Source organism: Mycetocola manganoxydans (assembly GCF_003667545.1).
Classification (GTDB): Bacteria; Actinomycetota; Actinomycetes; order Actinomycetales; family Microbacteriaceae; genus Mycetocola_A; species Mycetocola_A manganoxydans.
Window position 1 is genome coordinate 202,652 of record NZ_RCUV01000006.1, and the last position, 24,137, is coordinate 226,788.

21 protein-coding genes, 1 tRNA gene and 1 pseudogene are annotated in these 24,137 nt (G+C 66.5%); 14 read left to right on the forward strand and 9 right to left on the reverse strand.

Annotated features, from left to right (window positions below; translation table 11 throughout):
• Positions 1 to 62: 62 nt before the first annotated feature.
• From imuA' to D9V29_RS06570, 5 genes and pseudogenes are all read left to right on the forward strand, one after another.
• Positions 63 to 800, forward strand: coding sequence for a DnaE2-dependent mutagenesis accessory factor ImuA' (gene imuA', locus D9V29_RS06555; RefSeq protein ID WP_121672532.1), 738 nt, complete (start codon positions 63 to 65; stop codon positions 798 to 800).
• A complete protein-coding gene (locus tag D9V29_RS06560) occupies positions 797 to 2,362 on the forward strand; it encodes a DNA polymerase Y family protein (protein WP_121672533.1) in 1,566 nt (521 codons plus the stop codon). The genes imuA' and D9V29_RS06560 overlap by 4 nt, the downstream gene beginning before the upstream one ends.
• 29 nt (positions 2,363 to 2,391) lie before the next feature.
• Entirely contained in the window at positions 2,392 to 5,820 is a 3,429-nt protein-coding gene (locus tag D9V29_RS06565) for an error-prone DNA polymerase (RefSeq protein ID WP_121672534.1), read from the forward strand.
• Positions 5,821 to 5,873: 53 nt separating this feature from the next.
• A complete protein-coding gene (locus D9V29_RS14890) occupies positions 5,874 to 6,032 on the forward strand; it encodes a hypothetical protein (RefSeq protein WP_183084934.1) in 159 nt (52 codons plus the stop codon).
• Positions 6,033 to 6,203: 171 nt separating this feature from the next.
• Positions 6,204 to 7,253 (forward strand): annotated as a pseudogene (locus D9V29_RS06570) (oxidoreductase); the annotation flags it as partial.
• A gap of 37 nt (positions 7,254 to 7,290) precedes the next feature.
• Here D9V29_RS06570 and D9V29_RS06575 read toward each other — a convergent pair.
• A tRNA-Lys gene (locus D9V29_RS06575) sits at positions 7,291 to 7,363 on the reverse strand.
• A gap of 100 nt (positions 7,364 to 7,463) precedes the next feature.
• On the opposite strand from D9V29_RS06575, the gene D9V29_RS06580 reads away from it, so the two are divergent.
• From D9V29_RS06580 to D9V29_RS06605, 6 genes are all read left to right on the forward strand, one after another.
• Positions 7,464 to 8,093: a DNA-directed RNA polymerase subunit beta gene (locus tag D9V29_RS06580; protein WP_121672536.1), complete on the forward strand. Its 630-nt coding sequence runs from the start codon at positions 7,464 to 7,466 to the stop codon at positions 8,091 to 8,093.
• Positions 8,094 to 8,132: 39 nt separating this feature from the next.
• Positions 8,133 to 9,698: a bifunctional phosphatase PAP2/diacylglycerol kinase family protein gene (locus D9V29_RS06585; protein WP_229790493.1), complete on the forward strand. Its 1,566-nt coding sequence runs from the start codon at positions 8,133 to 8,135 to the stop codon at positions 9,696 to 9,698.
• Positions 9,699 to 10,056: 358 nt separating this feature from the next.
• Positions 10,057 to 10,506: a cupredoxin domain-containing protein gene (locus D9V29_RS06590; RefSeq protein WP_121672537.1), complete on the forward strand. Its 450-nt coding sequence runs from the start codon at positions 10,057 to 10,059 to the stop codon at positions 10,504 to 10,506.
• A 73-nt stretch (positions 10,507 to 10,579) separates the two neighbouring features.
• A complete protein-coding gene (locus tag D9V29_RS06595; protein ID WP_121672538.1) occupies positions 10,580 to 11,263 on the forward strand; it encodes a hypothetical protein in 684 nt (227 codons plus the stop codon).
• Positions 11,264 to 11,344: 81 nt separating this feature from the next.
• Positions 11,345 to 11,941, forward strand: a complete 597-nt coding sequence (locus D9V29_RS06600; protein WP_121672539.1) for a sigma-70 family RNA polymerase sigma factor — start codon at positions 11,345 to 11,347, stop codon at positions 11,939 to 11,941.
• Positions 11,938 to 12,843, forward strand: a complete 906-nt coding sequence (locus D9V29_RS06605; protein ID WP_121672540.1) for an anti-sigma factor — start codon at positions 11,938 to 11,940, stop codon at positions 12,841 to 12,843. The genes D9V29_RS06600 and D9V29_RS06605 overlap by 4 nt, the downstream gene beginning before the upstream one ends.
• Positions 12,844 to 12,921: 78 nt before the next feature.
• Here the strand turns inward: D9V29_RS06605 and pstB are convergent, their stop codons facing one another.
• From pstB to D9V29_RS06645, 8 genes are all read right to left on the reverse strand, one after another.
• Entirely contained in the window at positions 12,922 to 13,701 is a 780-nt protein-coding gene (gene pstB / locus D9V29_RS06610; protein WP_121672541.1) for a phosphate ABC transporter ATP-binding protein PstB, read from the reverse strand.
• Between the two features lie 14 nt (positions 13,702 to 13,715).
• Positions 13,716 to 14,834 (reverse strand): phosphate ABC transporter permease PstA, encoded by a 1,119-nt coding sequence (gene pstA, locus D9V29_RS06615; protein WP_121672542.1) that lies wholly within the window; start codon positions 14,832 to 14,834, stop codon positions 13,716 to 13,718.
• Positions 14,834 to 15,793, reverse strand: coding sequence for a phosphate ABC transporter permease subunit PstC (gene pstC, locus D9V29_RS06620; protein ID WP_121672543.1), 960 nt, complete (start codon positions 15,791 to 15,793; stop codon positions 14,834 to 14,836). The genes pstA and pstC overlap by 1 nt, the downstream gene beginning before the upstream one ends.
• Before the next feature lie 100 nt (positions 15,794 to 15,893).
• The gene (locus D9V29_RS06625) at positions 15,894 to 16,988 is read right to left on the reverse strand and encodes a phosphate ABC transporter substrate-binding protein PstS (RefSeq protein ID WP_121672544.1); all 1,095 of its coding nucleotides are present in this window, start codon (positions 16,986 to 16,988) and stop codon (positions 15,894 to 15,896) included.
• Between the two features lie 137 nt (positions 16,989 to 17,125).
• Positions 17,126 to 18,061 (reverse strand): NUDIX hydrolase, encoded by a 936-nt coding sequence (locus D9V29_RS06630; RefSeq protein ID WP_121672545.1) that lies wholly within the window; start codon positions 18,059 to 18,061, stop codon positions 17,126 to 17,128.
• Complete coding sequence (locus tag D9V29_RS06635) at positions 18,058 to 20,232, reverse strand: RNA degradosome polyphosphate kinase (protein ID WP_121672546.1); 2,175 nt, start codon at positions 20,230 to 20,232, stop codon at positions 18,058 to 18,060. Before D9V29_RS06635 ends, D9V29_RS06630 begins: the two co-directional genes overlap by 4 nt.
• A 63-nt stretch (positions 20,233 to 20,295) precedes the next feature.
• Entirely contained in the window at positions 20,296 to 21,177 is an 882-nt protein-coding gene (mshD, locus tag D9V29_RS06640) for a mycothiol synthase (protein ID WP_183084935.1), read from the reverse strand.
• Complete coding sequence (locus tag D9V29_RS06645; RefSeq protein WP_121672548.1) at positions 21,149 to 21,838, reverse strand: response regulator transcription factor; 690 nt, start codon at positions 21,836 to 21,838, stop codon at positions 21,149 to 21,151. The genes mshD and D9V29_RS06645 overlap by 29 nt, the downstream gene beginning before the upstream one ends.
• Before the next feature lie 112 nt (positions 21,839 to 21,950).
• Here D9V29_RS06645 and D9V29_RS06650 point away from each other — a divergent pair, with 112 nt between their 5' ends.
• From D9V29_RS06650 to ygfZ, 3 genes are all read left to right on the forward strand, one after another.
• Complete coding sequence (locus D9V29_RS06650) at positions 21,951 to 22,241, forward strand: hypothetical protein (RefSeq protein WP_121672549.1); 291 nt, start codon at positions 21,951 to 21,953, stop codon at positions 22,239 to 22,241.
• Positions 22,242 to 22,378: 137 nt separating this feature from the next.
• Positions 22,379 to 22,975, forward strand: coding sequence for a heme-binding beta-barrel domain-containing protein (locus D9V29_RS06655; protein ID WP_121672550.1), 597 nt, complete (start codon positions 22,379 to 22,381; stop codon positions 22,973 to 22,975).
• Entirely contained in the window at positions 22,975 to 24,102 is a 1,128-nt protein-coding gene (gene ygfZ / locus D9V29_RS06660; protein WP_121672551.1) for a CAF17-like 4Fe-4S cluster assembly/insertion protein YgfZ, read from the forward strand. Before D9V29_RS06655 ends, ygfZ begins: the two co-directional genes overlap by 1 nt.
• Positions 24,103 to 24,137: the final 35 nt, after the last annotated feature.

The window sequence follows — 24,137 nt, forward strand, 5'->3', positions numbered from 1 at the left end:
GCGACTCTCCCGGGGTGCTCAGCCCGATTGACTTTATCGAACATGTGTTCGACTATTAACGCATGTCCCTGTCCGTTGCTTCCGCCAGAGGTTTCGCGGATGCGCCTGTCGCATCGGCCGCGAGCCAGGTTGCTGAACTGCAGGATCGCATCCGGGGGATGCAACGTACCCGGATAGATTCGCACGGGCTACCGACATCACCCGGGGTCGCCGAGCTTCTGCCGGGAGGGGTGCTCCGCGCCGGTGCCGCTTACTCCGTCCAGGAGTCGACGAGCCTCGCCCTCGCCCTGCTGGCGGGTCCGAGTGCGGCAGGGCACTGGTGCGGTGTCGTCGGGCTGCCTGCGCTCGGTGTCGAAGCGGCAGCCGCTGCCGGTGTCGACCTCGACCGGCTCGTGCTCGTGCCGCAGCCGGGGGAACAGTGGCTCCAGGTCACCGCCGCGCTCGCCGACGTCGTGACCGTCGTGCTCGCCCGGCCACCGGCATCCCTCAGCGCTGCCGAGGTGGCGAGGCTCGCGTCCCGGTTGCGCCAGAGGGGGTCGACGCTCGTCGCTCTCGGCGACTGGCCGCAAAGCGAGGCGACGTTGCGGGTATCCGACGACCGCTGGATGGGACTCGGTGACGGCCACGGCTATCTCGCCGCCCGCCGGGTCACGGTGTCGGTGACGGGGCGGACGCTCACCGGCAAGCCGCGGCGCAAACAGTTGTGGCTCCCGGACAGCGAGCAGGCGATCCGCCCGGCCGGACTCGCCGGGGTCCCCGTCGCCCTGCCCGATCGTCGTCGCGAGGCGGCCGTCTCATGACCGGTCCGGTTCGTACCCTCCTGCTCTGGTGCCCTGACTGGCCGACCAACGCCGTTGCCGCTGAGCACGGGCTCACTTCGGACACCCCCATCGCACTGATCGACCGGGGCGAGGTCTTCGCCTGCTCGGTCACCGCCCGCGCCGACGGCGTTCGTCGCGGCCTCCGGGTCCGTGAAGCGCAGTCACCACGGTGTACCGACCTCGTCGCGCTGCCGTACGACCCGGTGCTCGACCACCGTGCATTCGAACCGGTCATCGCCGCCGTGGAGCAGATCGTTCCGGGGGTGCAGCTCTCCCGCCCCGGCACGTGCGTCATGCGGGCGCGTGGGCCCAGCCGGTACTACGGCGGAGAACAGCAGGCGGCCGAGGCGCTGCTCGACACTCTCGCCGGGCTGGGGGTGCGTGCGCAGGTCGGGATCGCCGATGGTCCCTTTGCTGCCGGGCAGGCCGCGAAGCTCCGGTCGTCGTCCCCGGCGGATGCCATCCGCATCGTTCCCGCCGGGCGCTCGCCCGAGTTCCTCGCTCCGTTTCCCGTCGAATTGCTCGACCGGCCCGACCTGGCCACGCTGCTTCGCCGGCTCGGTATCGCCACCCTCGGGAATTTCGCCGCCCTCGAGCCGATGCAGGTGCGTGACCGGTTCGGGCCAGACGGCGTGCTCGCGCACCGTCTGGCCTCAGGATTCGACCCGAGCGACGTCGATGCCCGGGTACCTCCCGCCGATCACTCGAGCGTCCTCGAATTCGAGCCTGCCCTCGACCGTGTCGACCAGATCGCGTTCGCCTTCCGCACCGCGGCCGAGGAGTTCGTCGCGCGGTTGCAGTCATCATCGCTCGTTGCGACAGCAATCCGGATCGAGGTGTCGACCGAGAGCGGAGAGTCCAGGTCCCGCACCTGGCTGCACCCCCGCTGGTTCACTGCCGGCGATGTGCTCGACCGGGTGCGCTGGCAGGTGCAGGGAGCGGGGCTCGCCGAGAGCGGTCTGAACAGTGCGATCTCGAAGCTCCGCGTCGAACCCGAGAGCGTCGACCCGGCTGGCAGCCACGAAGCCGGGTTGTACGGGGGAGCGACCGATGAACACATCCACTCCGGCCTGTCCCGCGTGCAGAGCATGGTCGGTCACACCGGCGTACTCACCGCGCGCATTTCCGGCGGCAGGCAGCCGTCGAGCCGCCGCGTTCTCGTGCCGTGGGGCGACCTGCCACCGGGCGGGGAGGCATCCGTTCGCGCGTCTCGCGAACTTCCGTGGCCGGGCAGGCTTCCCGGCCCTCCACCTGCCACCGTGTTCCCTGAGCGCCAGCGCGTCGCCGTTGCCGCTGCAGGGGGCAGGGAGGTCGTCGTCGACGACAGGGGAGAACTGTCGGATGTTCCGGTACAGTTCACGCCGCCGGGCAGGAAACCCGGCCCGGTCGCAGCGTGGGCGGGGCCATGGCCGGTGACCGAACGCTGGTGGGAGTCGGGAGGCACGCGGCTGAACCGGTTCCAGTTCGTCGACGACGCAGGGGGAGCGTGGCTGCTCGTGCTCGATGACTCGGGCTGGTGGGCGGAGGCCCGCTATGACTGACATCGCCGGATGCCTGGAAGGACCGGCTCATGGGCTGGCATAACCCGCCGGTGCCCTGGTCCGAGTTCGAACGCGCGCTCTCGGACGCCAGCCGCCCCGGCTCGCCGCCCCCGGGAGCCGACGGCGGGGACAGCCCGGCCTGGTCACGCAAACGATCGGCATACGTTCCCGAACCTCAGGACTCGCCGCAGGCAGACGAGGTCGTGCCCTATGTCGAACTGCACGCCCACTCCAACTTCAGTTTTCTCGACGGTGCGTCCTCGCCCGAGAAACTCGTCGAGGAGGCAGCGAGGCTCGGTCTCGACGGGCTCGCCCTCACCGACCACGACGGGTTGTACGGCATCGTCCGGCTGGCCGAAGCGGCCGAGGCGCACCCAGGGCTTCGCACGATCTTCGGTGCCGAGCTCTCGCTCGGGCTCAGCAAACCGCAAAACGGTGAACCCGACCCTGAGGGCACCCACCTCGTCGTGCTCGCCAGGCGCGAGGAGGGGTACCACCGGCTCGCCGGAGCGATCACCGCCGCGCAACTCGCGCACGGCGCCGAGAAGGGCAAGCCCCGTTACGACATCGTCGACCTCGCCTCCGCTGCCGACGGCACTTGGCTGGTGTTGAGCGGATGCCGCAAGGGCGCCGTCCGTCAAGCTCTCGTTCACGACGGCGCGGCCGGGGCACGGCGCGAACTCGAGGAACTCGTGCGGCTGTTCGGGCACGACAACGTGGTGGTCGAACTGTACGACCACGGCAACCCCGGGGATTCGACAGCGAACGACACCCTTGCCGATCTGGCCGTTGAACTGGGGTTGCCTGTCGTCGCAACGACGGGGGCTCATTACGCGACGCCGGCGCAGCATCCGCTCGCGTCGGCGCTCGCCGCAGTCCGCGCCCGCCGCAGTCTCGACGATCTCGACGGCTGGCTGCCGGCATCCGGTTCCGCCCATCTGCGCAGTGGGGCGGAGATGGCTCGCCGGTTCGCGCGGTATCCGGGTGCCGTCGAGCGCACCGTTGAGATCGCCGATGAGCTCGCGTTCCGGTTGCGGAGCGTCAAACCGGGTCTTCCGCTCCAGGAGGTACCGGAGGGGCACACGCCGATGACGTGGCTGCGTGAACTGACCTGGCAGGGCGCTGCACGGCGCTATCCGGGGGCGGACGCCTCCGTCACCGATCGGATTTCCCGTGAACTCGACGTGATCGAGCAGAAGGACTTCCCCGGGTATTTCCTCATCGTGCACGAGATCGTGCAGTTCGCCCGCAGCCGCGGCATCCTCTGCCAGGGTCGCGGCTCAGCCGCGAACTCGGCCGTCTGCTACCTGCTCGACATCACCGCCGTCGATTCGATCGCCTACGGACTGCCGTTCGAGCGCTTCCTGTCGAGCATGCGCGACGAGGAGCCGGACATCGACGTCGACTTCGACTCCGACCGGCGCGAAGAAGTCATTCAGCACGTCTATGAGAGGTATGGCCGGTTCAACGCCGCGCAGGTGGCGAACGTCATCACGTATCGGCCCAAGTTCGCGGTGCGCGACATGGCCAAGGCGCTCGGGCACAGCCCCGGGCAGCAGGACGCGTGGTCGAAGCAAGTGGAACGCTGGGGTTCGGTGACCTCGAGCGAGGACCACGACATCCCTGAACCGGTGGTCGATCTCGCCCAGCAGGTGTTGACCTTCCCGCGCCATCTCGGGATTCACTCCGGCGGGATGGTCCTCACCGACCGGCCCGTCGGCGAAGTATGCCCGATCGAGCATGCCCGGATGGACGGCAGGACGGTGCTGCAGTGGGACAAGGATGACTGCGCCTGGATGGGTCTCGTCAAGTTCGACCTGCTCGGGCTCGGCATGCTCGCCGCCCTGCAGTATTCGTTCGACCTCGCTGCCGAGCACTGCGGTGAACGGTGGGATCTGCAGTCCATGCCGAAGGAGGAGCAGGGGGTCTACGACCAGCTCTGCCGCGCAGACACCGTGGGGGTGTTCCAGGTTGAGAGCAGGGCACAGATGGGTATGCTGCCGAGGCTCCAGCCCCGCCGTTTCTACGACCTCGTGATCCAGATCGCGATGGTGAGGCCTGGTCCGATCCAGGGCGGTGCGGTGCACCCGTACATCCGCAGGCGCACCGGGGGAGAAGAGGTCACCTACCTGCACCCTGACCTCGAACCCGTGCTCAAGCGCACCCTCGGTGTTCCGTTGTTCCAGGAACAGCTCATGCAGATGGCGATGGTCGTCGGCGGCTGCACCGGAGAGGACGCCGATCTGCTCCGCCGGGCGATGGGATCCAAACGCGGGCAGGAGAAGATCGAGTCTCTCAAGACCAAGCTCTACGAGGGCATGGCCGCCAACGGCATCACCGGCGAGGATGCAGACACCATCTATCTGAAGATCCAGGCGTTCGCGAACTTCGGGTTCGCCGAGAGCCACTCCATCAGCTTCGCCCTGCTCGTCTACGCGAGCGCGTGGATGCGACTGCACTACCCGGCAGCGTTCCTCGCCTCTCTGCTCCGTGCACAGCCGATGGGGTTCTATTCGCCGCAATCCCTCGTCGCGGATGCCACGCGGCACGGCGTCGAGACACGGCGCCCTGACATCCAGCTCTCGGGTGTCGAGGCGGGGCTCGAACTTCTCGACGGCGCTCCGGTGGACGGAACGGCGGGCGAATCGACGCCCACGGGACCGGACGCGTGTCTCGACCCGCACCAACCGGAGGTGGAAGCGTTCGACCTCTCTGCTCCGTTCGACCCGGCCGACCACCGGCGCGACGGTCACTATGCGGTGCGGCTCGGTCTCGCCGCTGTGTCCTCGATCGGGGTGCGCAAGGCGGAGCAGATCGTCGCCGAGCGGGAACGCGGCGGTGCGTACCGCGACATGCGTGACCTCGCCCGCCGGGTCGGACTCAACTCCGCCCAGCTCGAAGCGCTGGCGGCGGCGGGGGCTTTCGACACGCTGGGTCTGTCGAGGCGGGGAGCCCTGTGGGACGCCGAGCAGGCATCACAGGAGCGCCCAGACCAGTTGCAGGGCAGCCATTTGACCGTGCAACCGCCGTTGTTCGCGATGCTCACCGGGGAGGAGCAGGTGATCAACGACCTGTGGTCGACCGGGGTCACGCCGGACGACCACCCGATCCGCTATGTCCGCCCGGCGCTTGCCGAACGCGGGGTGAAGAGCGCCGCCGATCTGAAAACCTGCGAGTCGGGGCGGCGGATCGAAGTGGGTGGGGTCGTCACCCACCGGCAGCGGCCGGCGACGGTAAGTGGGATCACCTTCGTGAACCTCGAGGATGAGACGGGGCTCGTGAACGTGATCTGCAGCGTCGGCGTGTGGGGGCGCTACCGGAGGACAGCGAGGGAGGCGCCCGCGATGATCGTGCGCGGCATCCTCGAACGTTCCCCCGAGGGCATCGTCAACGTCATCGCCGATCGGCTCGAGCCGCTCCCGCTCAGCGCGCGAACCCGGTCGAGGGACTTCCAGTAATCGCCGCAGCAATCGCGGACCGGACATCGCCGGAACTTCGCTAGACTGGCCGCATGGCTTTCGTCCTCTCCTTCGCGCTGTTCCTGGCCGGCATCTTCCTGTTCTATTTCGCGTTCACGGTCGAAAGCCTTCAGGCCATCATCTTCTTCGCCGGCATCATCTCGATCAGCCTGTCCTTCGGCATCCCCGCGCACGTCCTCGCCAAGCGCTAGAGGACCTCGCCCGGCGGCTCGCTGACATTCGCGCCCCCAGCACTCTTCACGGGACGCAAACTGCTGTTCCCAGCCGTTTTAGCGACGTTTTGCGTCCCCTGAACGCCGTCTGGGGCATCCGTTCCTCGTACCTGCGCACGTCTCTCGCACTTTCTCTCAGCTCTCGGCGTCCACTACCAGACAGTGGGGTACCTCGAACGCGGCGAATACAACCCGAGCCTTGACCTCGCGCTCCGGATCGCGAAATTCTTCGACGTGCCGCTCGAGTTCGTGTTCTCGATCGACCCGTCCCACGGATCGGGCCAGGGGCGCAAGAGCGATGATCCTCCGGATGCCGGTGCGCTAGGGTTCGGGACACATCGCAACCCCCACATCGAAGGGAATCCGCCCATGACCACCTGGTTTCTCACCGGATGTTCCACCGGCCTCGGTCGCGCGCTCGCCGAGGCGGTCCTCGCGCGAGGCGACGGGGCCGCCATCACCGCCCGTGACCTTCGCAGCATCCAGAATCTGGCCGATGCGTACCCCGATTCCGCTCTCGCCCTGCCCCTCGATGTGACGGATGCGACGCAGGTCACCTCGGCCGTGCGGGAGGCGGAGGAACGGTTCGGGTCGATCGACGTGCTCGTGAACAATGCGGGTTACGGCTACCGAGCGGCCGTGGAAGAGGGTGACGACGGTGACGTCCAGCGACTGTTCGCGACGAACTTCTTCGGGCCGGTGGCGCTGATCAAAGAGGTCCTCCCGGGGATGCGGGCACGCCGCTCCGGCGCGATCGTCAACATCTCGTCCATCGGAGCGCGGATCTCCCCTCCCGGTTCCGGGTACTACGCGGCGTCGAAGGCGGCGCTCGAGGGGATGAGCGCGTCGCTCCGGAAAGAACTCGAGCCGCTGGGGATCGCGGTCATGGCGGTGGAGCCCGGCGGGTTCCGCACCGACTTCGCCGGCCGTTCCCTGACACAGTCGGCCGATCCCATCGCGGATTACGCCGACACGGCAGGCAAACGCCGCAAGGAAGCCGACACCGTGCACGGCACGCAACCGGGTGACCCGGCGAAGGCGGCAACGGCGATTCTCGCGGCGGTGGACTCGCCCGCGACGCCCGGGCTGCTCCTGCTCGGGAACGACGCCGTCGACGGCTTCCGCGAGGTGGAGGACGCCCAGCGTGCTGAACTCGACGCGTGGGAGGAACTCAGCCGGAGCACCACTCTCGAGAGCTGAACGAGGGGCGCCCTGGACGCACGGGAACTGCGGAGGGTGGGCCCCGCCGGGCTCGAACCGGCGACCCGCGGATTAAAAGTCCGATGCTCTACCAACTGAGCTAGAGGCCCCAACACACTTAATCTACCGGTTCCCGCTGGACGATGTGACCACACACCGTCGCCGGGCGCGGAGTACCGTTAACCGTTGCGTACGCGAGAGGGGAGAGCCATGGCTGAAGAGTTCCACAAGCCCACCAAGTTCCCCGGCAAGATTTTCGAATCCTTCCAGGGCGGGATCGACCCGGCCGAGTCGAGCCGGATCGCCCACGAGACGGCGCTCGCGCTGCTCGCGCGGGTACGACACGACCCGGACCCGGATGTCGTCGACCGGCTCATCGCATACACCGACGAAAACGGCATCGACACCATCGCCGAGCTCTGGTCGCGGGCGACGGCACGGAGCCTGCCCGGCGCGCTCTGGCGGATCTACCTGCTGCGTCTGATGATCCGGGAGGACCCGCACGAGTCCAGTTACCTGTTCCAGCGCGGCAGCGAAGTGATCGGCACGATCGATCCCGTCGTCGCCGGCGCATCCATGCCGACCGGGCCCGACGAGATCCGGACCCTCGCCGATCGCATCCTGCGCGGGGTCTTCGAGGGGGACTTCGCCGTCGCACTCGAGCGGGCCGCTGCGTTCTGCCGGGTGTCGGCCGCCGGTTCGGCGAGCGTCGCAGACGATTCGGATGCCGCCGAGCCGGCACGATCGGCGGATCTCACCACCCGCGCGCTCCGGCTCTCAACCCTCGCGCATGAGCTCGGCAGCTGCGCCAAGCTCTGGCGGCACGAGTCACTCGACTGACCCTTCCCGCCGGAACCCGGTGCTGGCTACTGTGGGGGCATGAGCCCGAGCGGTGCGGCACATCCCATACGGCTCGTCGGCGTCCTGCCCGCCTGGGTTCGGAGAATGGACGCGGCCGTCGGGCGCCGGATCAACGCGCGCCGCACGCATCCGCTGATCGATCGCGGCTTCGTCCGGTTGTCACACTCGGCGGATCGCAGCGTGCTCTGGTTTACCGCGGCGGCGGTGCTGCTGATCCTCACCCGTCATCGGGCAGCGCTTCGCGGTGTGGCATCACTCACCGTCGCGAGTGGCATCGCGAATCTTGTCGGCAAACGACTCTTCGGCGGTGACAGGCCCATCCTCAAGGACATACCCGTTGGACGCAGGCTGGCCAGGCATCCGGAATCGGGGTCGTTCCCGTCCGGCCACTCCGCCAGCGCGGCAGCGTTCGCGACCGGGGTGGCGCTGGAGTTCCCATCGATCGGCGCCGTCAGCGCTCCGGTCGCGGGGGCAGTGGCGTACTCCCGGCTGCACACCGGCGCGCACTGGCTCTCGGACGTCCTCGGCGGAATCGCGATCGGAGGCGGTGTCGCCCTGCTGGGAAAGCTGCTGCTGCCGCTTCCACCTCGCCGGAAACCTCGCGAAGGCGGTACTGCGCTCGTGCTCCCCGCGTCGGCAGACGGCGAAGGGGTATTTCTTCTCGTGAACCCCGGCTCCGGTGCTGCCGTCGTTGCGCGCCAGGATCCCCTTCCCGTCCTCCGGGACCGTCTCCCTGCCGCCCGCATCCACCTCCTCACCGAGAATGACGACGTCGCCACAATCCTGTCCGATGCACTCGAGGGGGAGGACCCGCCCCGCGTCATCGGCGTGTGCGGCGGCGACGGAACCGTGTCGGCAGTCGCTCAGGTCGCCCGCACGGAGGCCCTGCCGCTACTGGTCGTGCCCGGCGGGACCTTCAACCACTTCGCGCGAACGGCGGGAATCGAATCGGTCGACGACGCGATTGCCGCGCTCGAGGCGGGTGAAGGGCTCCTGGTCGATGTGGGTGAGCTCCGCCTCGGCGCGGACGGACCGGAAACGGTGCTCAACGCGGCATCCATCGGCATCTATCCGGACTTCGTCGCCGAGCGGGAAAAGCATCAGGGCACCTTCGGCAAATGGATCGCCGGGATCCTCGCGGCAATCCGGGTGTTGCGGAGAAGCGAGCCGGTCGAGGTCGTCGTCGACGGCCGGACGATCCGTGCGTGGTCGATCTTCGTCGGGATCAACCGCAATCACGCGGTCATCCCGGCCCCGTTGCAGCGCCGCCGTCTCGACGACGGGCTCCTCGACATCCGGATTCTTCACGCTCGAAGTCGCCTTCACGCCGTCGCGTCGCTGTCGTTCGGCCGGAGAACCAGTGCGCTCGTGCGGCGCCTCCTGCCGGTGACGTCCGCGGTCGAGTCGTTCACGGCTCCCGAACTCGATGTCGCCGTCTCTCCTCGCGACGGGGAGGCCCCCAGCTTCGCCCACGATGGAGAAGTCGAACTCTCCGTCAGGGACCGCGGGATGCCACGGGGCGGCTACCTGTCGACGTTACGGATCGTCGAGGATGGGCTCAGCATCTACGCACCGCACGGTTGACGCACGATACCCGCTGACCTGCCCCTCGAGTCAAGCGTGTTCGCGACCCGAGAACAGGGAACATTACCGAGTGCGGGTTGTTACACTTGATCAGGCCGGGCCGCATAACCCCGGGCTCCAATTTTTGCCGCTGCGAGCGGCCTTCCGCCGAGAGGCGTTTTGCGGCCCGGTCCTTTTCTTTTAACGCATCTTCTTCTCACGCGTCGACCAGCGACTGTGCTGACGTGCGCCGCCGCCTCCCTCCCGCCCGCGGGCACGCTGGCTTTCTCGGACGGGAACCCCGACGGCGAAGTCTGGCAGTTGGCTGTGACCGGCAATCCCGGGCAAACCATGTGCGGCTCGGCGCCGAATCGTTTGCATGACCTCACAGATTCGGTATCGAACACGGCTCGCCCTCCCGGCGGCGCTCGTGTTGTCGTTGGGGATGTTCGGCCTTACCGGCTGCGCATCCGGCGACCCCGTCACTGCAGGGTCCAGCCCGTCGGCGAGCTCTGAAGAGCCTGCCGAGGGCGACGTCACCCTGGTGTCCCTGAACTTCATGCCGGAAACCATCACGGTTTCGGTCGGAGAAACGGTCACCTGGTTCAACGGAGAGTCGATCACGCACACGATCACGAGCGGCACCTTCTCCGATGTCGACGAGACCACCGGGCTTCGCGGAAGCGACGCCGCTGATGGTCTCTTCGACGAAGAGCTCGGCGAGAAAGGTGGAACGTTCTCGTTCACCTTCGACACCGCCGGGACCTACCCATACTTCTGCGACATCCACTCCGGCATGAACGCCACCGTGGTCGTTGACGAAGGATGATCGCCGACGTCGGTGATCGTACCAACCCCTGTCACATCCGCCCTCACCCGGGCACCTTCCAAGGAGAATCCTCATGAAAAAGGCAACACCCCTCGTCGGCGCAGCACTCGCCGCAGCCCTGCTTCTCTCCGGCTGCAGCATGGGAGCTGCGAACGAATCCATGTCCACAGACGACAGCTCTGCGTCGTCCAGCACTGAGATGGTGGACACGGTCAACAGCGACGGTGCAGGCCTCCGCGCAACACTCACCGCGCAGTTCAGCGACCACGTGTACCTCGCCGGTGCAGCCATCCACGCAGCGCTCGCCGCCGGTGGAGACCTGACCGAGGCCAAGACCGCCGGAGCCGTTGCCGCGCTCGACGCGAACTCCGTCGACATCGCCGCGTCCGTCGGATCGGTCTACCCGGATGCCGAGGAGCCCTTCCTCGAGTCATGGCGTGAGCACATCGGCTTCTTCGTCGACTACACGCTCGGCGAAGCCACCGGTGACCAGGCGAAGTCGGACGCCGCAGTGGCGAGCCTGACCGAGTACGCTGCCACCTTCGGCGAACTGCTGAACTCGGTTGTCCCGACCCTCCCGGCTGACGCCGTGGAAGAGGAACTGAAGATGCACGCGACGACGCTGATCGCAGCGATCGACGCCGACATCGCCGGTGACCCCGAGTACTACACCCTCCTCAAGGACGCTGCGGGCCACATGCCGATGACGGCAACCGCCATCGCCGGCGCCATCGCTGAGGACCAGGAAATCCAGTAACATCCTTCGTTCTCGGGCGGGCGACGGTATCACATCCGTCGCCCGCCCGAGCGGCGTCACCCGAATGGCGGTGAACCTGACATGCTAGTTCTCGTGGAAAACGCACCAGGTACCGAGAGCAACGTCGTGGCTCCCGGCGACCTTGATTCCCTGCTCGGGCAGATTGCCGCCGGCAGCCAGCAGGCGTTCGCGTCGCTGTATGACACCGTAGCTCCCCGGGTTCTCGGACTGATCCGCAGGGTCCTCGTCGATCACGCCCAGTCCGAAGAAGTCGCGCAGGAAGTTTTTCTCGAGATCTGGCAAAACGCGACACGGTTTGAGTCTGGCAGGGGAGCAGCGTCCTCCTGGATCATGACCATCGCCCACCGCCGGGCAATCGACAGGGTTCGCGCCTCACAGGCTGGCCGCGACCGTGACGTGAAAATCGGCATCCGCGATTTCCCCGATGCTTTCGACCAGGTCGCCGAGTCGGCGGAGATCTCGATCGAACACGAACGAGTCAGCCGGGCAATGACGGCCCTGACCGAAATTCAGCGACAAGCTGTGTCACTGGCCTACTACGGCGGATACAGTCAAAGTGAGGTCGCGGAGATTCTCTCCGTTCCCCTCGGAACCGTGAAAACCCGTCTGCGCGACGGGATGATGAAACTACGAGACGAAATGGGGGTGGCATCATGACCGAGAACCGAAACCCGTCCGAACTCGCCGGAGCGTACGCCCTCAACGCGTTGAGCTCCGAGGATCGCGCCGAATACGAGCGCTACCTGGCGACATCCCGAGAAGCACGCCTCGAGGCGGACAGCCTCGAAAACACGGCAGCCGCTCTCGCCCTCGACACGCCGCCCGTTCAGCCGTCGGCAGCTCTGCGTGCCAGCGTGCTCGCGGCGATCGCATCGACCCCTCAGCTTCCCCGTGATGACGCACAGAAGTCGGATGCCGTCGGCGAGGCACCAGCCACGCCTCGCGCCGCTCTCGCCTCGAATCGCGGGCAGCAGGAACAACCCGTGCGACCGATGGCCGTCCCATCGAGCGCACCGGATAGAACTCCGACCACCAAGGCATCGATGCCGACGTCGACCAAGGCGCAGCGCAAGGCGAGCAGGCGCTGGTACACCCAGCCGCTCGCCGCTGCGGTCGCCGCCGTCGCCCTCGTCGTGACCCTGCTCGGAGTCAATGGCATCACGACGGCGTTGAACAACGGCAACGGTCTGCCCCAGGCGCTGCAGCTCGCGCAGATCAATGCCCAGCCGGACGCCCAGCGTGAGACGGTCAAGCTTACGAACATCAACGACGGCGAGCAGGTTGTCGCCACCCTCGTCTGGTCCGGGCGGCTCGGCCAGTCCGTACTCCTGGTCGACGGTCTCGCTTCGCTCACCGAAGAGCAGACCTACGAGCTCTGGTACATCCGCGACGACGGCCCGATCTCGGCCGGGACCTTCAACACCACCGGATCAGGCGACAGCTGGCGTGTCCTCGACGGAACGATGGGCGAGGGCGACGCCGTCGGTGTGACCGTCGAACCGGCTGGCGGTTCTGAACAGCCGACGACCGATCCGCTTCTTGTGATCCCAACGGCTTAGCGCCTCCACGACAAAAGCAGGAGGAACGAGAGTTCCTCCTGCTTCTTGCTGTCCGGCCCGCGGACCGGCCAGCGAATGTTATCCGAAGCGGCCCGAAACGTAGTCCTCCGTCGCCTGCACGGTGGGCTGGGTGAAGATGGTGTCCGTGTCGTTGTACTCGATGAGCTTGCCCGGCTTGCCGGTACCGGCGATGTTGAAGAACGCCGTGCGGTCGGACACCCGTGACGCCTGCTGCATGTTGTGAGTCACGATGACGATCGTGTACTCGCTCTTGAGCTCCTCGATGAGGTCCTCGATCGCGAGGGTGGAGATCGGGTCAAGCGCCGAACATGGCTCATCCATCAACAGGATGTCCGGTGAGACGGCGATCGCCCTCGCGATACAGAGGCGCTGCTGCTGGCCGCCGGAGAGGCTGGAACCCGGCTTGTCGAGGCGATCCTTGACCTCGTTCCAGAGGTTTGCGCCCCGGAGCGACTTCTCGGCGAGATCGTCAGCGGCCGACTTCGAGATCCGGCGGTTGTTGAGCGTGACACCGGCGAGCACGTTCTCGCGGATCGACATCGTCGGGAACGGGTTGGGCCGCTGGAACACCATGCCGATGTTGCGGCGAACGAGGACCGGGTCGACACCGGCACCGTAGAGGTTGTCACCGTCGATGAGCACTTCGCCCTCGACCCTGGCACCGGGGATGACCTCGTGCATGCGGTTCAGCGTGCGGAGGAATGTGGACTTGCCACACCCTGATGGGCCGATGAACGCGGTGACGCTGCGTGGCTCGATGGTGAGCGAGACATCCTCGACGGCAAGGAACTTGCTGTAGTAGACGTTGAGATCTTTGACTTCGATGCGCTTGGACATTTTTTCCTTTGGAGCTAGCGGCCCAGTTTGGGCGAGAAGAGCCTGGCGACGATCCGGGCGATGAGGTTGAGCGCCATCACGATGAGGATGAGGGCGAGGGCCGCTGCCCACGCCCGGTCGAGATACGCCTGGGCGTCGGTTCCCTGGCTGACGTACGAGCTGTAGACGAAGACAGGCAGGCTCTGCATCCGACCCTCGAACGGGTTGTAGTTCATGTTCTGGGTGAAGCCGGCAGCGACGAGGAGCGGAGCGGTCTCACCGATGACACGGGCGATCGCGAGCATCACACCGGTCGTAATCCCGGCGAGTGACGTGGGAAGCACAACCTTGAGAATTGTCAGCCACTTGGGAACACCGAGGGCGAACGCCGCTTCGCGCAGTTCGTTGGGAACGAGCCGCAGCATCTCTTCGCTCGAGCGGACGACGACGGGGATCATCAGCACACTGAGCGCGACGGCGCCCGCCACCCCGAGCCTGACGCCGGGACCGAAGACGAGGCTGAACAGCGCGTAGGCGAACAGGCCGGCGACGATCGAGGGGATGCCGGTCATGACGTCGACGAAGAACGTGATCGCCCTGGCGAGGGCGCCGCGACCGTATTCGACCAGGTAGATCGAGGTGAGCAGTCCGACCGGCACCGAGATGACGGTGGCGATCCCGGTCATGATGAGGGTTCCGACGATCGCGTGAAGAACTCCACCACCCTGGCCGACGACGTTCCGCATCGACTCAGAGAACAACTGAAGATCGAAACGTTCAGTTCCCCTCGACAGAACCGTGATGAAGAGGGAGATCAGCGGTGCGAGCGCGATGATGAACGCGCTCGAGACGAGAGTCGTGACCAGACGGTCCTTCGCCTTGCGGATCCCCTCGACGAGAAGAGCGGTGACATAGATGAGGATCCCGTTGAGGACACCGGTCAGAACGATGGCGCCGGCGACGTTGAAGTCGCCTCCAGACGCGGCCTGGAACAGTGCGAACACGGCCAGGCTGATGATGAGGGATACCCCGAGGATCGCCCAGGGAACCCAGCGGCCGAGCCGACCGCTCGCGTACACGTTCGACATCTGGCCCCGGGGAGGAGGGGTGGGGGAGCTCAGGCGCACCGCGGGAGCTGCTGTTGTCTGTGCCATTAGTTCGCTCCGGAGAATTCTTTGCGGCGGCTGATGATGTACCGCGCGAGGGCGTTGATGACAAGAGTGATCGCGAAGAGCATGAGGCCGGTGGCGATGAGCAGGTTGACGTTGAGGCCGTATGCCTCGGGGAAGCTCAGCGCGATGTTCGCGGCGATCGTGCTCGGGTTCGAGGAGGTCAGCAGCGCGACGGTGATCGCACCGGACGACGAGAGCACCATGGCGACAGCCATCGTCTCGCCGAGCGCCCGGCCAAGGCCGAGCATGGCCGCCGAGATGATGCCGGCGCGACCGAACGGCAGAACGGCGATGCGGATCATCTCCCACCGGGTTGCCCCGAGAGCGAGCGCGGCCTCCTCGTGGAGGACCGGGGTCTGAAGGAAGATCTCGCGGCACAGAGCGGTGATGATCGGCAGGATCATGACGGCCAGGACGACGGATGCCGTGAGGATGGTGCGGCCGGTGCCTGAGGCCTGCCCGGAGAACAGCGGGAACCAGCCGAGGTTCTCGGTCAGCCAGCTGTAGAACGGCTGGACCGCTGGCGCCAGAGTGTTGGCACCCCACAACCCGAAGACGACGGAGGGCACCGCGGCGAGAAGATCGATGACGTAGCCGAGACCCTGCGCCAGTCTCCGGGGTGCGTAGTGCGAGATGAAGAGCGCGATGCCGATCGCGACGGGGACGGCCATGACGAGGGCGATGGCGGCAGACCAGACGGTGCCGAAGACCAGGGGCCAGACATACGACCAGAAGTTCTGCCCGGAGAGGATCGAGATGTCGTTCGGGTCTGTGGTGACGGCGGGGATGCTCTGCATCACCAGGAACGCGGCGACGGCGGCGAGGGTGGCGAGGATCAGGCTTCCCGCGGTGAGTGCCGCGCCCGAGAATACCCGGTCGGCGAGCCGCTGGACCGGCTTCGGGTGGGCATTTGGCGCCTGGGCGACCGCTGGCGTCGACATCTGCTGGTGTGCTCCTGTGGGGATGGGGGAGTTGCGGCAGGTGCCGCAACCGTGGCGACTCCGGTTGCGCCTGACGGGCGCAACCGGAGTCTCCTGGGTGTTACTTGATGAGCTCGATGGCTGCCTTCGACTTGTCTGCGATGGTCGCTGAGATCGGTGCGGAGCCTGCGGCATCCGCGCTTGCCTGCTGGCCTTCTTCACTCACAATGTAGCTGAAGTACTCCTTGACGAGCTTGCCTGCTTCAGCGTCTTCGTACTCGGTGCAGCCGATGAGGTAGCTGATGAGAACGATGGGGTAGACCCCTGCTTCGGTCGACGTGCGGTCCAGTTCGATAGCGAGGTCGCCTTCGCTGCGACCCTCCGCCGCGGGGGAAGCGTCGACGATGGCTGCTGCGGCCTTGGCGGAGTACGGAACGTACTCTTCGCCGACCTTGATCGCCACGGTGCCGAGGTCACCGGCGCGGGAGGCGTCAGCGTAACCGATGGTGCCGGTGCCGGAGGTCACAGCGTCGATGACTCCTGAGGTCTGCGAGGCGGCTTCTCCGCCTTCGAGAGGCCAGACGCCGTCGGCTTCGCTGGTCCACACGTCGGGAGCCGTCGCGTGCAGGTACTCGGTGAAGTTCTCGGTGGTGCCCGAGTCGTCGGCACGGTGAACGGCGGTGATCGCCTGGTCAGGCAACTCGGCGTCCGGGTTCTGCGAGACGATGGCTTCGTCGTTCCAGGTGGTGATGGTGCCGGCGAAGATACCGGCGACCGTGGCGGGGTCGAGGTTGAGTGTCTCGATCCCGTCGAGGTTGAAGACGACGGCGATCGGGGAGATGTAGGCGGGCAGCTCGACGAGGCCCGTGCCAGGTACGCACGCGGCGAAGTTGTCCTCGGCGATTTCCTCATCCTTGAACGCGCGGTCCGAGCCCGCGAACGAGCTGCCGCCGGCGATGAAGGTGTCGCGCCCTGCGCCGGATCCGGCGGGGTCGTACTCGACGGTCACATCGGGGTTTGCCTTCTGGAATGCGGAAACCCAGGCCTCCTGAGCCGACTGCTGTGACGAGGCGCCGCCGCCCACCAGGGTGCCGGTGAGTTCGCTGTCGGTGGATTCCGATCCGGTTGCTGCCGACTCATTCGCGGCACACGAGGTCAGGGTGAGGGCGGCGAGTGCTGCGACGGCCGCGACGCGGCCGAATTTCGAGAACTTCACGTGTTGTGTCCATTCATTGTGATTCCGGGACGGGCCGGTGCAGGCCCACGAGGAACGTTAGGCTCGCGGCCTTACGAGAGTCCCTCACAATGGTGAACGGAAGGTTAACGACGGGGAACGGATGGCGTCGGCGCCGGTCAGGCGCGCGGTTCGTGCGTCTCGATCGAGATGATTCCCGAGCTCGGGTTCGTCGCGGACAGGTGCACGATGCTGAACGCACCGGTCGGTAGATCCGCGGCGCTGGAGAGGTAGGAACCGCTCAGGCTTCCCGTTGCCAGGGCGATCTCCCGGAGAATTTCCGGCAGGACCGGCCCGTGGCTGCACAACACCGCTGTTTTTCCCGACCGCACGCGTTTGCCGACGACCTTGCGCACGTCTGCTTCGCCGCGTTCATGGGCGTCCTGACTGATGAGATCCGTCCGGCGAAGATCCAGGCCGGATGCCGCGGCGAGCGGAGCCGCCGTCGTCACGCACCGAACGGCGGTGCTGGAGACGATGCGCTTCACGCCGAACGCCTGCAAAGTGGGGACGATGCTCGACGCCTGCTCGACTCCGCGCGCCGTCAGCGGGCGCGTGGCATCCGGTCCCGCCCAGGACGATGCCGGGAGAGCTTTGCCGTGGCGGAGAGCGATGATGGCGAAGGTCGATGAAATGCCGTCGTCGAGCAGATCCGTGAAGGTCGAGAGGATCTCGACGTCGGGCGCGTGGCTGAGATAGCTGCGTGCCTTGCGCGGCGTCACCCACTCCAGGGCGGCGACCTCCTCGTTGGGAACGAATGTGGAGGAACGGATGGCGGCGTCGCTGACCTCGGCCGCCCAGTAGTGAACGATCTTCTCCCGCCCGGACGCCAGCGGATACCGGGAGATCCCCAGCGGAACACCGAGTGACACGGCCAGGCCGGTCTCCTCGAGAATCTCACGGACAGCGGTCTGTGGGAGTGATTCGCCGGGGTCGACCTTGCCCTTCGGCAGGGAGACGTCAGCATATTTCGTGCGGTGGATGACGAGCACGTGAATCTTGCCGTCGATCCTTCGCCAGCACACGGCGCCAGCGGCAAACACGGCCGTCGTCACCGTCGAGTCCTCGGCCGGCGGCGAAGGCTGGACTTGAGCATCAGGCGGTCCTGCAGGTCGACGAGAGCGGCGCCGGACTCGTCTGTCGAGTGCCTCTCCCAGATTCCGTCGGCGCCGAGGTGCCACGTCGACGTCTTGTCGTCCATGGCGACGTCGAACAACGCACCGATCTCGCTGAGGTGGGCGGGAGCGGTCAGCCGCACAAGTGCCTCGACCCTGCGGTCGAGGTTGCGGTGCATCATGTCGGCGCTGCCGATGAAGACGCGGGGGTCGCCGTCGTTGACGAATGAGAAGATGCGCGAGTGCTCGAGGAACCGTCCGAGGATGGACCTCACCCGGATGTTCTCGCTCATCCCGGGCTGGCCCGGCCTCAGGCTGCAGATGCCGCGAACCCAGATGTCGACGGGGACCCCGGCCTGGCTTGCCCGGTACAGCCCGTCGATGATCGCTTCGTCGACGATCGAATTCACCTTGATCCGGATGCCGCTCGGCTTGCCGGCCTCCGCGTTCCGTCGTTCCTGGTCGATGTGTTTGAGCAGGCCCTTCCGAAGGTGCAGCGGGGCGACGAGAAGCCGTTTGAACTTCTTCTCGATCGCGTATCCGGAGAGCTCATTGAACAGGCGGGTGAGGTCCTTGCCGACCTGGGCGTCCGCGGTGAACAGGCCGAGGTCTTCGTAGATCCGGCTCGTCTTCGGGTTGTAGTTGCCGGTGCCGATGTGGCTGTAGTGCTGCAGTGTTCCCTTTTCCTCGCGGATGACGAGGGCGAGCTTGCAGTGCGTCTTGAGACCGACCAGGCCATAGACGACGTGCACTCCGGCCTTCTCCAGCTTGCGAGCCCAGGTGATGTTGGCCTGCTCGTCGAAGCGCGCCTTGATCTCGACGAGGGCGAGAACCTGTTTTCCCGCCTCGGCCGCATCGATGAGGGCCTCGACGATGGGGGAGTCGCCGGAGGTGCGGTACAGGGTCTGCTTGATCGCGAGCACCTGGGGGTCCGCGGCCGCCTGCTCGAGGAACGCCTGCACGCTCGTTGCGAATGACTCGTACGGGTGATGAACGAGAACGTCCTGCTGTGCGATTGCACCGAAGATGTCTGCCTTGGTGTTCGGCTCTGCCGGCTGGAACTGCATGACCGTCGTCGGCACGCGTGGCGGGTAGCGCAAATCGGGGCGGTCGATCCCCGACAGGCTGAACAGGCCTCCGAGGTCGAGCGGTGCCGGGAGACGGTAGACCTCCTGGTCGGTGACGTCGAGTTCGCGAACGAGCAGGTCGAGGGTCACATCGTCCATGTCCTCGGTGATCTCGAGACGGATCGGCGGCCCGAACCGGCGGCGCAACAACTCCTTCTCGAGGGCCTGAATGAGGTTTTCGGTCTCGTCCTCTTCGATTTCGACATCTTCGTTGCGGGTGACGCGGAAGACGTGGTGCTCGATGATCTCCATACCGGGGAACAGGTCGCCGAGGTGATTGGCGATGAGGTCCTCGAGCGGGATGTACTGCACGTTCTCGAGTGACGCGGTCGGGTCGACCGGCACGAAACGGGGGAGCATCTGCGGGACCTTGAGGCGCGCGAACTCCTGCCTGCCCGTCTTCGAGTTCCGGACGCGGACCGCGAGGTTCAGTGACAGGCCGGAGATGTACGGGAACGGATGTGCCGGGTCGACGGCGAGAGGCATGAGAACCGGGAAGATCTGCTGACCGAAGTAGTCCCGCAACCGTTCATGGTCATCGTCGGTCAGCGAATCCCACGTCACGACATTGACCCCTGCTGCGGTGAGGTCGGGTTTCACCAGCTCGGACCACGCCCTGGCATGCCGCGCCTGGAGTTCGTGCGCGGTCTGCGAGATGTCGCTCAGAACGTCGGCGGGAGCACGGCCGACGTTGGTGGGTACGGCGAGACCGGTGAGCACGCGGCGTTTCAGCCCTGCGACACGCACCATGAAGAACTCGTCGAGGTTCGACGCGAAGATCGCGAGGAAGTTGGCGCGTTCGAGCGCGGGAACCGTCGGGTCTTCCGCGAGTTCGAGCACGCGTTGGTTGAATGCCAGCCAGCTCACTTCACGATCGAGGTAGCGTCCCTCGGGGAGAGCGGGATCGTCGCGTTCGAAGACCGGGTCGAAGTCGTCGTCGTCGCCGCCAAGGCCGGAGTCGAGCGCGATACTGTCAGCTGCCATGCCAACATCTTGTCACCTTGGGCGTGGCCATGGAGCCAGCGCAGGCGAACAGTTGGCGACGGCTCAGGCGGTTGCGCCCCTACGGTACTGGATGTCCACGGTGTGGTCGGTGAAGCCGAGGGATCGGTAGAGCGCGACCGCTCGCTCGTTGTCGCCCTCGACATACAGTGACGCCGTCGTCACTCCACGCTCCCGCAGCCGATCCAGCCCGGCCACCATGAGTTGCCTGCCGAGCCCCCTCCCCGGTTCCCCGACGCCGATGACGTAGATCTCTCCGGACTCACCATCGATCTTGAGCCAGTTGTACCCGATCATCCGGCCGGCGTCGTCGCGCGCGAGGAGGAAGTCCCCGGCGTCGAACCACGGTTCGGCGCGTCGCGCCCGCACGTCGTCGACGGTGATGCGCCCCTGCTCCGGGTGATCCGCGAACACCCGCGCGTTGAGCTCGACCCACTCGGCGTCGTCGATGTCCGGCCGGAAGGTGGTGATCCCGTCCGGGAGCGGAGGGATGTCGTCGCCAGGTTCCAGCGGCATCCGCAGCTGGAGAAGGGTGCGTACCCGCTCGAAGCCGAACCGGGTGGCGAGGGCTCGGGAGGCGGGATGGTCACCGTGCGCCCAGGCAAGCAGGTCACCAGGAGCGTCCAGGAGAATCCCGGTGAGCATCGCTGTTCCGACCCCGGTTCCGCGCCATTCGGGGTCGACGACGAGTTCGAGTTCACCCTGACCGATGAGTACGGCGCCGACGAGCAGTTCTGCGGCGCTCGGGGACTCCGGCGGGGCGACGGCGAAGACGAGGGAACGACTCCCGTCTCCGGCGTCGATCAACGCCTGGTCGTTGAACGGGGATGCACCGTCACCGGCGACCGCGCGGCGAACCAGACGATCGAATGCGGCGCGTGGCGCAGCATCCGCGAGATTACGGGAGCGGAGTACTGGTGTGCGCACTGTCATCCTCGTAGACGTTGAAGCGGTAGCCGACGTTGCGGACGGTCCCGATGAGCTGTTCGAGGTCGCCGAGTTTGGCGCGAAGGCGCCGCACGTGGACGTCGACGGTGCGAGTGCCACCGAAGTAGTCGTATCCCCAGACCTCGCTCAGCAATTGTTCCCTGGTGAAGACCCGCGACGGATGCCCCGCGAGGAATCGAAGAAGTTCGAATTCCTTGTAGGTCAGGTCGAGCGGTTTGCCCTGGACCTTCGCGGAATAGCTCGCCTCGTCGATGACGACGCCCGACGTCTGGATCTTGGTGTTCGTTGTTTCGAGCGATTGGCGACCGATGGCGAGGCGAATGCGGGCGTCGATCTCGGCGGGCCCCGCCATGTCGACGAGGACGTCGTCGACTCCCCAGTCGGCGCTGACGGCGCTGAGCCCGCCCTCGGTGAGGATGACGAGGAGGGGAACGGTGAGGCCGGTGGTCCTGAGGATCTTGCACAGCGCCTTCGCTCCGGCGAGATCCGTGCGCGCGTCGATCAGGATCAGATCGCTCGATGGCGCGTTGACGAGCTGGGCAGGCTGAGCAGGTATCTGACGCACGCGGTGACTGAGCAGCCCGAGTGAAGGCAACACATCATTGTCGACCTGCGAGGTCAGAATCAACAGTTGCGCCACGAGCGTCCTCCAGTGATTACGTGGACTCATACTAGCTATTGCGACGGGCCGCATCAGACCGCGGTCGCTCCGGCGTCCAACGACGGCAGCGGGATTCAGGCAGAATAGGGGAATGACAGACGTACCGATGACACCCTCGCGCATCTGGCGCAGCATCTTCGGTGTCTGGGGAGTCGCCGTCCTCGGCGCGATTCTCGTCGCGATCTTCGCTCCTCCCGGATTGCACTTCACCTGGCTGTCGCTCACCCTCGCCGCGTGCACCCTGCTTGCGTTCGTGCTTCAGCTGGGGACGCATCAAAAGGTCGGGTTCATCGACCGGTTGTCGGTCACGATCGTCGGCGTCGTGGGCATTCTCACCGTTGCCGCTGCTGTACTTGGCCTCGCCGCCCTGTTCGCGGGATAGACTGCCGGTATGGATCTCGTCGCACTCGAACTCTTCTACGTCGGCCTGCTCGCCCTTGCCAGCCTCGCCATCGGTGCGATCGCTGTCGTCGTGCTGGTCAACCTCTTCCGCGGCCAGCGCTGACCCCTGGCGCGCCGATGATCGAAATCCCGACCGGCCTGCCCGCCGAGCTCGTCCCGCTGTCCTGGCTGATCGGAGTCTGGGAGGGCACAGGAGTCATCGATTACGCCGGCGCCGACGGCCCGGTGAGCGCGGAGTTCGGCCAGCGCGTCAGCTTCAGCCACGACGGGATGCCCTACCTGAACTACACGTCGAACTCCTGGCTTCTCGACGAGGAGCACACGGCCCTCACCGCCGAGACGGGGTACTGGCGGCTGCACCGGCCGCAAAGCGCGGGTGACCCGGGCCCTGCGATGCTTCCCAGTATCGGCGACCGCCCGTTCCAGAACGCTGACGAGGTCGAAACACTCCGCAACGGCGCGGGTGGATTCGACATCGAGGTGGCGCTCGTGCACCCCGGTGGGGTGAGCGAACTGTATCTCGGTCAGGTTCGCGGGCCGCGCATCGACCTCGCGACCGACGCGGTGTTGCGCACCGCAGGCGCAAAGGAATACGCCGCAGCAACACGCTTGTACGGTCTCGTGGACAGCCACCTGCTCTGGGCGTGGGACATCGCCGCTCTCGGCCAGAACCTCCGCACCCACGCCTCAGGGCGTCTTTCTAAGGCCGACTGATGACCGCTCCCAGCCCGTTCCTCTCCCGTCAGGGAGCCGTCGTTCTTCCCGATGTCGCCGACCCTGGTGTTCCGTCCCACTACGGCAACCCGAATATCGAACAGCGGATGCTCGTGGCCGGCGAGGCGATCGTCGACCTGTCCACCCGTGGGATCGTCTCCATCACGGGTGAAGACCGGCTGAGCTGGCTCAACTCCATGACATCCGCGGAACTCACCCGGCTCCCCGTCGGAGCGTCGAGCGAAACACTGTTCCTGGACCCCAACGGCCGGCTCGAATACGCCGCAGGGATCATCGACGACGGTGTCACTGCATGGCTGCTCGTCGAAGCCGACGACGTCGCGCCGATGGTCGCCTGGCTCACCCGCATGAAGTTCATGATGCGGGTGGAGGTCGCTGACCGTTCCGCCGAGTTCGCCCGAATCGGCATGATGCCTGCCCAGGCGCCGCTCGATCTCGCCGTCGCATCGCCGAACGGGGTCCCGCTGGTGTGGACAGACCCGTGGAGGGACGTCGTCGCAGGCGGCCACCAGTACGCGCGGGGTGAACATCCCTCTGCCGAGTGGCGGTGGACCGAAGTGCTCGTGTTCCGTGACGAGCTGACGGCGCTCGCCGCAGGCCCACTCCCCGCTGCCGGGTCGCTCGCCGCCGAGGCGCTGCGAGTCGCAGCCTGGCGGCCACGCACGTCGACGGAAGCCGACGAGAAGACCATCCCCCACGAACTGGATTGGCTGCGCAGCGCCGTCCACCTCTCCAAGGGCTGCTACCGCGGCCAGGAGACCGTGGCGAAGGTGCACAACCTCGGTCACCCGCCCAGGCGGCTCGTTCTGCTCCACCTCGACGGCTCGGACTCGGTTCTTCCCCGCCACGGCGCGGTTGTTTTCGCCGACAGGAAGGGCGAGCCCACGGCCGTCGGCGCGGTGACGACCGCGGCGATGCACCATGAACTCGGGCCGATCGCGCTCGCCGTCGTCCGCAGGAACGTCGATCCAGGGGCTCGACTGACCGTCGACGAAGATGGAACAGCCATCGCCGCGGCACAGCAGGTCATCGTCCCCTCGGATGCAGGCGCCGTCGCCGATGTCCCGCGACTGCCCAGGCTCGGCGCGGTCCGGCGCACCCAGTAGACCCCGACGACGCATTCCGCGCCGCCGTGCGGGGC